Genomic DNA, 12695 nt, shown 5'->3' with positions numbered 1-12695 from the left:
CAATTATTGAGTCTCTCTGCTCTGGCGATATAGAGCGGTTAGCCGGAGTGCATTTGCTTCCCATGTTCGGGTCTCAATCCATTTTCTCGACGACCGTCGCAAGTCATACATACCTTTCATATCTCGGGAAAAGATCAATTCAATGGTTTTTGCTAGTATTCGTGGATTCTCAGGAGACACAAAAACAGCATTGTTGCCCGTAACTTCCCTAAGAGCAGGCAAATCAGAAGCAACAACCGTGATACCATTCGCTTGAGCGAGCAAAGTCTTAATCGGTGTGACTGTCCGACAGACTTCTTGGTTCTTTCTTGGGATTACAAAAAGATCAAGTGCGGCATACCATTTCCAAATCGATTCGCTAGGTTGTTTGCCGATGAATTTCACTTGGTCTTCAATGCCGAGTTCTCGAACCAATCGCTCAAGAGATGATGCCGATTCTCCGTCTCCTACAATTATGCAATGGATTTCAGGAAGTAGCTTCACCGCTGCCAATAGATCGTCCAAGCCCTCATATTGAACGACCGAAGTAATGGCACCTACAGTCTTCTTGCCTTTTTGAAGACCAAGTTCTTCCCGGACCACGTCTTTATCGTAATTTCGCCCAATTTCAATGGCAGACACTGCATTTGGGACAATGGATATCTTGTCACCTGAGATTCCTGCTCCAACTGCGCTAGCTTTTGAAATTTCGCTCAATTGGACGACAGCCGCTGCGTTTCTCATTGACTCGAGTTCTTTCCTCGATGCAGTTAAATAAAACTCGGACGAAATCGCGTCGGTTTGGACATTTTCAGGTCTTTTCGATAGCCAGGTTTTATGCAATTCTCCTCGGGTCTCATAGACCCAAGGTATTCCAAGGATTTCGGCAGCCCGCGATACTACGATGGCGTTCTTAAAATCCGTAGTCGTATGTAAAACTGTCGCGTCAAAGTCCCGTGCTTCTTTCACAAGCATACGGACTGCCAGGTCAATCTGAGCTTTCTTTTCGATTGGAAATATCTTAGGCAACAGGTGGACATATTTTATACCGTCTACCACTGAACATCCTCGGGTTGGGAAAGACCCAATTACCGCTGGATAGCCTAAGCGAGTAACCCCTCGTACGCTAACACCATGGTTCTTTAGGGCCTTTAAAAGTTGATGTGAGCGTTCGGTATAGCCAGACTGAGTAAACGGCTTAGAGTTTGTAAAATAGAAAAGAACCTTAATCTGACCAGAGGTATGTTCTAATTTAGCGCTCGCTTTAACAGGCATAGCAAGTTCCACTAATTGACGCCGGATTTTGCGAGCCCGCAACTTCCCTCGGACACCGCTTTTCGCAAACTCTTCAACACTTTTTGAGAGTTCTCCTAAAACCCACAGCTCCTCAGCGGACTTACTCGGCGTTGGCAACTTAAACGTAGGTACCCCCAGCCCTCGCCGACGAATCTTCTGGCCAATCTTCGCAAAAAGATCATTTGGGTCCTCCAACAAATGCACGCTAAACAGACTAACCACAAGAGTGAGACGCCGGTACGCAGTTTTTAGTCGAATAGGGTTCAATAAAGTCACTGGAAACACTTTACAACCCGCAATAACTCGTTAGGAGCGACTGTTGTACGCTGCTCCTCGACCCAGCTGGCTCCTTCGGAAGAAACCTCTAATTTTTGGGGCTCATCAATCAGCTTCTTCCAAAGCAATGCAAGTTCATGTGGTTTCTCAGGAGAAACAACATGTCCGGCTCCAAGTTTCTCAACCAACGCCTTTGTTTCTCCGTCAGCCACAGCACTGATATGAAGCCCACAACTCATAAGCTCGTAAGTTTTCGACGGTACGGCTCGATTAAGAGCATCCCAATCAGTCAAATGCACGAGAGCTGAGTCTGCCCAGGTGTAATGTTCGGATAGTTCTTCGGCTGCAGCACGAGAGCTGAACTCAACATTAACCGCAAGCGCCTTTGCAATCCTCACTAGCTCTTGGCGAGCAGCCCCAGCTCCCACAAAACGAAGGTTAACTTCGTACCCGTTCTCTTGGGCTATCGCAACTGCATATACTGCATTTGAAAGGTTCTGCGCACGACCTAACGTCCCGGCGTATAAGACATTAAGTTGCCCTAAAGATTCTGTAACTTTCGGCCGTCTTTCGTATCGACTTTCGACGGGAAAGACATTTCTGACAACCGCAATGGGCTTGGCATTTGAGGAATCAGACTCAGGGAATTTTTGCCTTAAAGAGTTGCCCAAACGCGTCGAGGTAACGATCAATGCACTCGCTCTTTGGAGACTAAAGTTGATGGCGTGCTTTGTTACAGCTCCTAGAAACTGCACTGGACCTTTCGACAAAAGTGTTTCTCGCAACGAAGGGTTCCCCAGTCCAGAATTCCAACTCTCCCGCTCATTTATCAGTTCCGGCCAAGCATCTCGAAGATCAACCACGTAGGGTGCATGAAATCTTTTTGATGCAAGGTAAGTTACTACTGCAGTTGGTAGAGCGGGAACTGAACCGATAATCAATTCTGGCCTGTAGTCTTTAAGAACCCCTGGCCTTTTTACAACCACCCACAACGCAGCAACTGCTACCACCGCTTGGTTAAGGATCCTTTGTGTCAGAGAACGTCCGGCAGGAAAAAATCCAGTTCGTACAATAGTCTCCGTCCGCCCACCTTCCGGATGCTCAATTCGGGTTCGAAATCCACCAGATCTCCACCACTCAGACAAACTTGGGCTGCGATCATAGTGAGGAGGCGGAGCAATCACCGTCACGGAATGGCCATCGGCCTCCAAGATGCTAGTCAGCCATGTCCAGCGCCTCTGTGGGACTCCATTCTCTGGAGCCCAGTACTGAGAAATTACTAGAATTTTCAACTCAGAGGCTCCTCCCCCGACCTTCGTTCAATCACGACAATATGCCTTAAAGATACCACCCGAAAAGTCTAGTGGATTATCGGGCACCTATCTGGATTTCCTTGATATTCATAACTTCATCCCCATCGCATTCACCTAGCGCGTCTTCTTATCGAAACTTAAAGCCGGCTCTGAACTGGCGATTTGCCAAATTTGAACGAGCTCTTATATAGTTAAGTCTCGTTGCAGCGAGCCGCACCGCGGTTAGATTTGCAACCTATTCCTCCATAGCTCAGTTGGCAGAGCATTCGACTGTTAATCGAAGGGTCACTGGTTCGAGCCCAGTTGGAGGAGCAGTCAGAGAGGTTGTCGGCATTCGGCAGCCTCTTTTGCGTATTCATAGGTTGTGGCCTGAACCAGCAAGGACTAGTGAGCAATGGGTCCGCCCGGCCTAGCTATTTAATCATTGCAGCAAAATCGCTATAAGATTACGACTCGACCAGCAGCGAGCACGAAATACCGAGCTCCCTGCCGGCGAATAGTAATAACTAGAATCGGGCCACTGGAAGAAGTCGGCTCTATACGTCGCTGGTGACTACTTCCTCAAACCGCGGAATTCGCTCTTCTTCAACTTCAGTTTCGGGGCTGAAGTTCTCAGCTCGCTCGCCCAGTCCCAAAAGCGCAGCGATTGCTGCTACGGAGCGTTCTGCGGCTTTACCGTCACCGTAAGGATTAACGGCATTAGCCATGGCTTCAAAGGCTGCTTCATCGTCTAGGAGAAGCTTGGCTTCTGCCACGATGAGATCGCGGTTAGTACCGACCAGCTTAACGGTGCTGGAGACTACCGCTTCGGGGCGCTCGGTGTTCTGACGCATGACTAGCACTGGCTTGCCCAACGATGGTGCTTCTTCTTGGACTCCGCCGGAATCGGTGAGGATGATGGTGGCGCGGCCCTGAAGCTTGGTGAACTGATCATATGGAAGTGGGTCAGTAATGATGACGTTGTCGAGATCTTCAACTTCTGGAAGGACTGCTAGGCGTACCGCTGGGTTTAGGTGCAGAGGCAGTGCAAAATAGATATCAGGGTAGGCAGTTGCCAGGTCCTGTACGGCACCACCGATCTCCTTCATGGCGTCGAGGTTCTCTCGGCGGTGAGTCGTTACAACCACCATCTGCTTATCCGTAGCAGCGGCAGCTTCCAACTTCGGATCGGTAAAGGTGGTATCCCAGCTAGCAGCTTCCAGCAAGGCATCAATTACGGTATTGCCGGTAACAACGATGTCTTTGGAACGGAAGTTTTCCATCCGGAGGTTCTCAAGCGAACCTTCCGTCGGTGCCAAGTGCAAGGACGCGACTTGGCCGATGATCTTGCGGTTGGCTTCTTCCGGGAATGGTGAATAAATATCACCAGTTCGAAGTCCAGCTTCCAGGTGAACGATCTTTACCCCGCGGTGAAATCCAGCCATCGCGGCAGTCATCGCGGTGGAAGTATCCCCCTGCGAGATGATGACATCGGGTTCAACTTCAGCGATGATTTCATCAAGTCCGGCCAACGCGCGGGAGACAATTTCATTGAGCTTTTGCCCAGGCTTCATCAGCCCAAGGTCATACGCCGGGGTAATCCCAAACATGGAATTGACCTGCTCGAGCATTTCCTTGTGCTGGCCAGTAGAAACTGCGATGGACTCAAATCGGTCATCTGCTTCCAAAGCTTTAATTACTGGAGCTACCTTGATCGCTTCTGGGCGGGTGCCATAAACGGTCATAATTTTTGGCTTGCTCATTTTTCTCCTCACTAAATCATTTGGAAACCAAAAATAATTGACCTTACAACTCCGGCAGTGGGGTGGCAGGGGTTTCCAAACTTTCTAATCAAATTGGCAGGGAACGCTTTTACCTTACAATGAAAAGCTCGATTTCACCGGTCGGTAGTGATCTGCATGCATCACAGGGGTCTAATGTTGTGCAGTTCGAGCGACCTACCCGTGGCCTATTTAGGTTCTAATCCGGAGAAGATTTCGACGGATTCGTGTGGTTTTGGGCCGCGATGAGTTTGATCCTGGGCGTGACTGGCCACGAACAAGGCGGCTGTAGCAAGCGCAGCTGAGGTTGCCTGGGGCAACAGAGATTCAAACTCCACACTGCTAAAACTATCCGATTAACTCCGGCCTGGGAAGTGTTTAGCGTATTTGAATACTTACATCCCCTATTACTGCCCCGCTGTAGCGAGAAAACTGCGCTTTGGGAACGTACTGAGTACTGTCCAGTATCGTCGTCGTACTGCATGAACCGGTAGGCTAGTACCGGATAGTACGCATAAATATCGAACACAGTACAGGGAGTGGACCAAATAATGTTTCAATTCGTAGTCGGTGCCGCTGCAGGTTATGTCCTTGGAACCAAGGCAGGCCGCAAGCGTTTCCACCAAATTAAAAATGCCTACGAAAAGACCATCAACTCCCCTATGGCAAAAAACGCCGTCAAGGCAACGCGTAAGACGATTGCTAACCGTCTAGACCCAGATCCGCGCATGCGTGAAATTAAAGATCTCAACCGCGGGAAGAAAAAGAAAAACGATCAGGCAAATGAGCCGGATCGCATCTATGAAGTAGATGAGGATTAGAAGGTTGGCGAATTAGCGGAAGGCGCGGTTATTTAACTCGCGGCGGGCTTGTTCTAATGCGACCAAGTCCGCAAACAGCGAGTTGTAGGCTTCTTCATCCTCAGAGGGGCGCATGCGGCCCAGACGGGCTTTAAGCTCCGCGATGTGGTTGCCTACTTGAGATTCCTGCAGGCGGGATAAGACCATGTCGGCGTATTCTTCCATGGATAGTCCAGTCGGCAGGATTTCTTCGACGGCGAGCTCAGAGACGAAATTGCGGCCGGTGAGATCGAGCATTTCACCGGCAACATTGGCGATCCATTCCACGGTGGGCTGCTGCGCGCCTTGGGTGGCGCCGCCGGCGGTGATAATGGCATTGCGGACAATGCGGTAGGCCTCATTGGTAAAGGCTTCTTCATCCACGCCATCGAAGTAAGCGCCGGCGACGTTCGGGAACTGCAGGGCGACTTTGAGTGCTTCGCGTTGTGGCCACAGGTGCGTCTCCCGCGGGGACGGCGGTCGGATCATGGGCGCAGGTGTAGAGGGCACTTCGGTGCTGCGGGAGTCAGATAAAATCGTACGGCGTGGTTCGGGCTTTTTCGGCTTGCGTACTTCGGCGCGGACTTGTTGTAGGACTTCATCCGGGTCAGGCCAGCCCACCCAGCCGGCAAGGCGGCGCGCGTATTCGCGCTGCAGTGGTTCATCGCGGATTTGTGCCACGACTGGTACGGCACGGCGAAGCGCTTGCAGGCGACCTTCGGCAGTGTCCACGCGGTATTCCGACAGCACGGACTGGATGACAAACTCAAACATGGGGATGCGGTCGGCAACTAGGTCGCGTACGGCGGCATCGCCGCGTTCTAAGCGCAGATCGCAGGGGTCCATGCCTTCGGGGGCAACGGCGACAAATGATTGGCCGGTGAATTTCTGTTCGCCTTCAAAGGCGCGCATGGCGGCTTTTTGTCCGGCTTCATCGCCGTCGAAGGTGTAGATGAGCTCGCCGTTGAAATAGGAGTCATCCAACATGAGCCGACGTAGTACTTGTAGGTGTGGGCCGCCAAAAGCGGTACCGCAAGACGCCACTGCGGTGGTCACACCGGCGGCGTACATCGCCATGACATCGGTATAGCCTTCGACCACAACGGCTTGGCGCTGCGAGGCGATTTCGCGCTTGGCAAGGTCGAGACCAAAAAGTACCTTGGATTTGTTGTACAGCATGGTCTCAGGGGTGTTCATGTACTTGCCGAGCTTGTCGTCATCGAAAAGCTTGCGGGCGCCAAAGCCAATGACATTGCCGGCTAAGTCTTTAATCGGCCACAACAGGCGGCGGTGAAAACGATCAATGGGACCGCGCTTGCCCATCTTGGAAATACCGGCGGCTTCTAACTCTTCGAAGCTAAAGCCCTTGCGCAGTAAATACTTCGTGGTGGTATCCCAGCCTGCCGGGGCGTAGCCGCATTCGAAGGTGTAGATGATGTCTTGGCTAAACCCGCGATCTAACAAGAAATTGCGTGCGGTGGCGGCTTCGGGGGTCTCCAGCTGGTGGCGGTAGAACTCGTGCGCCGCTTTATTGGCCGCAACAAGGCGCTGGCGGGTGCCGGGCTTTTCATCCCGGGCGCCAGTCGTACCGCCCTGGTAGTTGATGTGGTAACCGATTTTTTGCGCGACTGATTCCACGGCCTCCGGAAAGGATACTTGTTCCATTTCCATGAGGAACTTGAAAACGTCGCCGCCGTTGCCGGTGGAAAAGCAGTGATAGTAACCACGTTGGGGGCGAACGTGAAAAGACGGGGTCTTTTCTTCCTTAAATGGGGACAGTCCTTTTAAACTGTCGTAGCCAGCTGGCTTGAGCTGGACATATTCGCCCACGATTTCCTCAATCGGGGCGCGTTCACGGATCGCTTGAATATCGCTCTCCGGAATTCTGCCTCGTGCCATACTCTAAACATTACCGTGTCGCACCAAATCGAACCGAAAGCTGATCACTTAAGCAGACCTAATTTCGTTGCGGTGGGCTTTGGCTGCAACAATGGTGCGCATGGCACCCGCATCCAAGGATTCCTCATCAGGACAATCCGCCCGAGGCAAAAAGTCACTGCCCGCCATTATCGGTGGCGCCGTGGTGGTTTTAGTCGCCGGATACTTTGGCATCGATCTCAGCTCCGATAATTCTAAAGAAGCTTCGAGCGACACTGAGACGCAGAGTTCCGCGGTCTCTGCAGACTCTGCGGATTCTGAGACCTGCGCGCTGGCGTCGCTGCCGGATGAGGCAGAAGAGACCCGCGACGATATCCTGGCCGGCGGTCCTTATGAGTATCCAGACAATGACAATCGCCATTTTGGAAATTACGAGGGTATTTTGCCCAGTCAGTCTTCTGACTTTTACCGCGAATACACCGTTGAAACCCCCAGTTTAGACCACCGTGGTGAGCGCCGCATCATTACCGGCGGCGGGTCCGAAACAGATCCGGAAGTGTGGTACTACACCGATGACCATTATGAATCATTCTGCGAGATCCCTGATGCCGAATAAGCGCCGCGTTTTAATTACTGATTGCATCCAATCCCGGGAAGATCTCTTCCACGCTTTGGACAGCGTGCGTTGTGATCACGATGCGCCGGCGCCAAAGAACTTGGATGCCCTGGCGGATTTCTTAGTTGATGCCCACATTGACCGCATTACCTGCGCGAATTGGGCGATGAATGACGAGGATACAGGTGCTATTCAGCGGGTTTTGGGCGATATAGGGGTTCACTTTTTCCGTTAGCCTCTTTGAGGCTGTCAGCAATCGAGGCTTCTGTGAGAATTATTCTCTTTGCCAAATACGGTTCATTTGTACTTCTAGCACTGCAAACGTGCAACCAATCTGCTCCCAAATTGACCAAATCAAGGTAGACTAGTCCCATATCGGGGCGCCAACACCTAGGAAAGCTTTGACTTTGCTTGGCTTAGTACGGTAGTCCATGCACGACAGATGCTCTTCCAACGCCTCCATATTCTCCAGCCCTTTTGAAGGTTAGTGCATGTCTGAATCTCTTCCCAAAATCGATTTCAAACAAATCCGTGCTCACGGCAATCCCGGTTCTCAAGCAGATGGTTTTGAGGCACTTGCGGCAATACTTTTCGAGCAAATGATCGATAACCCCGAGGACGTGTTAATCGAGCGCTTCGGAAACCCTGACGGGGGCCGAGAAGGAAAAGCCACGTTTCCCAATGGGGATGTATGGGCTTGGCAGGCAAAATTTGTTTTCAATTTTGATAGCAAATTAGCTAATAAGATAAAAGAGTCATTTCTACGTGCTATCGACCACGAGCCCAAACTCAAAAAATACTCGGTAATGCTCCCAATCGATCTTCCTGCATCAGATAGCGAAGGGACAAAATCAGCCAATAGTAAATGGAGAGGATATGTTGAAAGGTGGCAAGAACTAGCCCGCGAGAATGGCTTAGAAGTTGAGTTTGATTTAGTAAATTCAAGCAAAATGGAAAAGCTACTAACCCGCCATGAAAACTCGGGACGCCTAGCTTATTGGTTCAACCGCGATACTCTAACGCTGGAGAGCCAAAGGCAAAAACTCGATGACACAATCGCCAAAGTATTAAACCGGTACCAACCGGAGGTCCACGTTGATGTACGGATTGAGAGTGAATTGGATGCAGTGAGCGGAGCTCCTGCGTACTTTGAACGATGGCGCAATATTCTGCTTGAAATCCAAAACCTCCACGTCAATGATTGGGTATTACCTCTCCATCTAGCAGCAAAGCATAAGGCTCAACTTTCTCAATTGACTTCTTCAATCACGAGGTTGAGCTCTGTGATACTCCACGCCCTCGAAAAAGCTCCGCATTTTGAGGATCGACACAAAATCCAAGCGTCACTTCCAGACACAAATACTGCAGTAGATATTCTCTCTGACTTACCGCATGTGTCTCATCACGAGATAGAAACCCCCGAGCACAAACTACGTGACAGACTCAATTCTGCTATCCAGTTGATTCAATCAGTTGAGCAATTTGTGGAGTCACCTGCTTCCCAAGCTGCTTATACCAATGAGCTATTAATAGTCGGTAGCGCGGGTGTAGGAAAGACTCACTTGCTGTGTGAGATATCGAAGCAGCGAGTCTCTGATAGCCTTCCGACACTGCTTTTACTCGGACAAGACTTCAGCAACCAGAATTTGCTCGCACAAATTCCAAAAAATGCTGAAATGAGCGGCACCATTGATAATCTACTTTCACTGTTGAACGCCGCCGGAGAAGCAAGTAATTCAAAGGCACTTTTGATAATTGATGCCGTTAACGAAAGCGAAAATCCTAGCAAATGGCGTTCGGAGATTGCAGCATTACGCACCAAAGCTCGCCGCTTCAAAAACATAGGACTAGTGCTTTCCTGCCGGTCCGAATACCTCGAATACGTTATCGGTGAGCATGATCTGCCAACGATTGAGCACTTTGGACTTGAAGACTCGACAGAGAAAGCAATTCGGAGATACGCAAAAAAATTTGAACTCGATCTCACGTCTTTTCCTCCGATGAATCCGGAACTCGCAAATCCGTTGTTCTTATATCTGGCTTGCGAAGCCTTGAGCACCCTAGGAACTTCACGTTTTAATCTTGGAACTGCTGGATTAGCAACGATTTACGAGGCCTTCGTCGAATCCATAAACGAAAAACTCTCACACAGCACACGTTGTAATTACGATCCGAAGGAAAATTTAGTTCAAGATTCAATCAATCAGCTCGTCAGATTGAGCCATGACAGATTCGAATATCAAGCGGCGAAATCCGTCATTTCAAATATTCTGCCCAATAGAAACTGGAATGAGCATCTCATGCGGGGCCTAATCGACGAAGGAATTTTGATTTCGGCCGGCCCTAACCACCTGGCATTTGGTTTTCAGCGCCTGGGCGACATTGCCCTTGCAAGATCTATCGCTTCAAAATCTATACCAGAAATTGAAGACTGGTTGAGCCTGAACAAGGATAATTTTTGGCAATTACGTGGCATGATGGCGTCGCTGGCTATATTAGTTCCAGAATTACACCAAGTGGAATTTTGCGATTTCGAAATTACGAAAACACTAGGCTTCGAGCTCCGAAAAGACTTCGTCGAAAGCTTGGCTTTGCGTGATATTGCATCGATAAGTACCCGAACCATCCAAGTCCTCGAGGAATGCTTACTGGAAGAGCTTCTAGCAGAGGAGGCGTGGGGGCAACTAGTTCGAATTTCTTGTGTTCCCCGTCATCCGCTAAATGCTCATTGGCTTCATTCTTATCTGTCCCAGATGGATCTGGCCGAACGAGACAGCACTTGGTCTGTTTGGCTTCATTATAAGGCCAGCGGTGAGGAATCAACTCCAGTCTCGACTCTCATCGACTGGGCGTGGCCGTCCGACTTTAATCGGATTGCTAGAAGCTCTCGTGAGAGCAATGAACTTGCTTGTATAGCACTGAGTTGGTTTTTGACCACGTCTGATAGACGGGTGCGCGACAATGCAACAAAAGCCTTAGTTGCATTAGGTGAGTTCACACCTAATGCCTTTCAGGCAATGCTGAAGCAAACATTGAATTCAAATGATCCCTACATAGTAGAAAGACTAGTTTCCGCTTCTTGCGGCATCATACTTCGGAACAGTACGACCGAGGTAACTCACTCAATTGCCTCGATCGTTGCTGATTATGTAACTGAAGTATCGCCTACTCATCTGCTCACACGCGACTACCTAAAAAGAATTTTCCAAATGGCGGAAGAAAGCGGCTGGCAAGCCCACAAGAATATCTCGTGGGCTCCGACTCAATGGCCAATTCAAGCTACGAGTTTTGAGTCCATTGAGAAATTGGCGAAGAATCTGGAAAGTCCATATTCTTCAATCTGGTACTCGCTATCCGGAATGGGAGATTTTGGAAATAAGATCTTAGATACTGCAATCCGAAGTTTTGACCTAGAAGATCCAAAGGACACACTGTCTCTTTGCCAGCGGATAATCTTCGACCGTGTTCGTGAACTAGGTTGGCTCCCAGAAACATTTGACAAGATTGACAAGTACTTGCGGCATGGTCGGAGTCAAAGTCCGGTGGAGCGAATTGGAAAAAAGTATCAATGGATTGGTTTTTATGAAGTTCTTGGGATCCTGAGTGATCACTTTAAGATTAAGGATTTCAACGGTGTAATTGAGCCATATAGTCATGCAAAGCAAATAGTTTGGCGTGACATTGATATGACTGTGCTAGCTCAAACATCCGAGCCTGGAACCGGGTCAGACTGGTTTTCACCACAAACAGCAAACTTTCCATCCAACGATGCATCACGTTGGCCACACAATCTAGATTGTGTGCCGGATCCATTGGAACTGCTGGCTACGAAAAGTCCCGACGGACAAGAATGGGTAGCGCTGCTTAGCTATCCAAGTTGGAATGAGGAAGAGCAACCTTTCAAACCTGAACAACCACAGAGAGATGCGTGGATGCATATTCATGCTTACCTCGTTCCAAATAAATCAGCGAGTAAGCTTCGTGAATGGGCACAGTCCCAAGATTGGTTTGAAAAATGGATGCCAAGTTTTGCCGAGCCCTCCAATCTTCTCCTCGGAAGCCATCCGAATGATCCTGAGTGGTCCGGAGCAAGCGGAACAATTGATGATGATGATTACCCAAGCTTGCCAGACCAGTCTGAGATGCCACCGAGGGCATATTTTGAATCGCTTAATAAGCAATTCGGGTACCCGCTATTTGACATTGCCCGCACCCAAGATCCTCCAAAGAGTGAACCTAACGAACGAAACATACCAATGCTAAGAGAACTCGGGCTTATTCAATGCGGGGCACAGTATTCGGGACTTGGCACAGAGACTGACCAATCATCCAATCGTAAGGTGTGGGGATTTGTCCCCAGTCATTTTCTTTTCGAGAAACTTGGCATTAACCATGGAAAAGATTTTGTCTGGTATGACGATTCTGGAGTGGCAGTCTTCGATCCTTCGGTAAACCAAGGAGGCCCGAAAACTCTGCTTCTCAATCGGCGTCTAGTCAAGGAACTGTATGCTACCGGATACAGCCTGTTTTGGACTGTGCTCGTTGGCCACGATCAATTCGAGCGTAATGGTTTCTACCCACATGACTATCAGTGGGTCACTGGAAGTGCATCATATATTCTCCATGACGATTCTATTTCCAAAATTGATTCGCGCGCAGAAATACGCTATCGAGGATCCGAAGATTTTACGAACGTCGCCTGGGGACTTAAAGAATCAGAAAACTCAGATCAATAACC

The 12695-nt window shown here is 49.5% G+C and carries 8 protein-coding genes and 1 tRNA gene; 5 read left to right on the top strand and 4 right to left on the bottom strand.

What is annotated here, in order from left to right; all coding sequences use genetic code 11:
* Positions 1–3 precede the first annotated feature (3 nt).
* Together CAMM_RS04280 and CAMM_RS04275 are read right to left on the bottom strand one after the other, a co-directional pair.
* The gene (locus CAMM_RS04280) at positions 4–1551 is read right to left on the bottom strand and encodes a glycosyltransferase (RefSeq protein ID WP_003849252.1); all 1548 of its coding nucleotides are present in this window, start codon (positions 1549–1551) and stop codon (positions 4–6) included.
* Complete coding sequence (locus CAMM_RS04275; RefSeq protein WP_040356302.1) at positions 1548–2843, bottom strand: glycosyltransferase family 4 protein; 1296 nt, start codon at positions 2841–2843, stop codon at positions 1548–1550. The genes CAMM_RS04280 and CAMM_RS04275 overlap by 4 nt, the downstream gene beginning before the upstream one ends.
* Before the next feature lie 260 nt (positions 2844–3103).
* Between CAMM_RS04275 and CAMM_RS04270 the strand changes: the two genes are divergently transcribed.
* A tRNA-Asn gene (locus CAMM_RS04270) sits at positions 3104–3176 on the top strand.
* A gap of 224 nt (positions 3177–3400) precedes the next feature.
* On the opposite strand, the gene wecB is transcribed toward CAMM_RS04270, so the two are convergent.
* Positions 3401–4606 (bottom strand): non-hydrolyzing UDP-N-acetylglucosamine 2-epimerase, encoded by a 1206-nt coding sequence (gene wecB, locus CAMM_RS04265; protein WP_003849257.1) that lies wholly within the window; start codon positions 4604–4606, stop codon positions 3401–3403.
* A gap of 569 nt (positions 4607–5175) precedes the next feature.
* On the opposite strand from wecB, the gene CAMM_RS04260 reads away from it, so the two are divergent.
* Positions 5176–5445, top strand: a complete 270-nt coding sequence (locus CAMM_RS04260; RefSeq protein WP_003849261.1) for a hypothetical protein — start codon at positions 5176–5178, stop codon at positions 5443–5445.
* 12 nt (positions 5446–5457) lie between these two features.
* On the opposite strand, the gene dnaG is transcribed toward CAMM_RS04260, so the two are convergent.
* Positions 5458–7362 (bottom strand): DNA primase, encoded by a 1905-nt coding sequence (gene dnaG, locus CAMM_RS04255; protein WP_003849262.1) that lies wholly within the window; start codon positions 7360–7362, stop codon positions 5458–5460.
* 91 nt (positions 7363–7453) lie between these two features.
* On the opposite strand from dnaG, the gene CAMM_RS04250 reads away from it, so the two are divergent.
* The 3 genes from CAMM_RS04250 (at position 7454) to CAMM_RS04240 (ending at position 12693) form a co-directional block, all read left to right on the top strand.
* Positions 7454–7957, top strand: a complete 504-nt coding sequence (locus CAMM_RS04250) for a guanyl-specific ribonuclease (protein WP_003849264.1) — start codon at positions 7454–7456, stop codon at positions 7955–7957.
* Positions 7947–8192, top strand: coding sequence for a hypothetical protein (locus tag CAMM_RS04245; RefSeq protein ID WP_003849266.1), 246 nt, complete (start codon positions 7947–7949; stop codon positions 8190–8192). The genes CAMM_RS04250 and CAMM_RS04245 overlap by 11 nt, the downstream gene beginning before the upstream one ends.
* A 256-nt stretch (positions 8193–8448) precedes the next feature.
* Positions 8449–12693: an NACHT domain-containing protein gene (locus tag CAMM_RS04240; protein WP_003849268.1), complete on the top strand. Its 4245-nt coding sequence runs from the start codon at positions 8449–8451 to the stop codon at positions 12691–12693.
* The last annotated feature ends 2 nt before the right edge of the window (positions 12694–12695 follow it).

The sequence above is a fragment of the Corynebacterium ammoniagenes DSM 20306 genome, assembly GCF_001941425.1.
Taxonomy (GTDB): Bacteria; Actinomycetota; Actinomycetes; order Mycobacteriales; family Mycobacteriaceae; genus Corynebacterium; species Corynebacterium ammoniagenes.
This window is presented reverse-complemented; position numbering and strand designations above follow the sequence as displayed.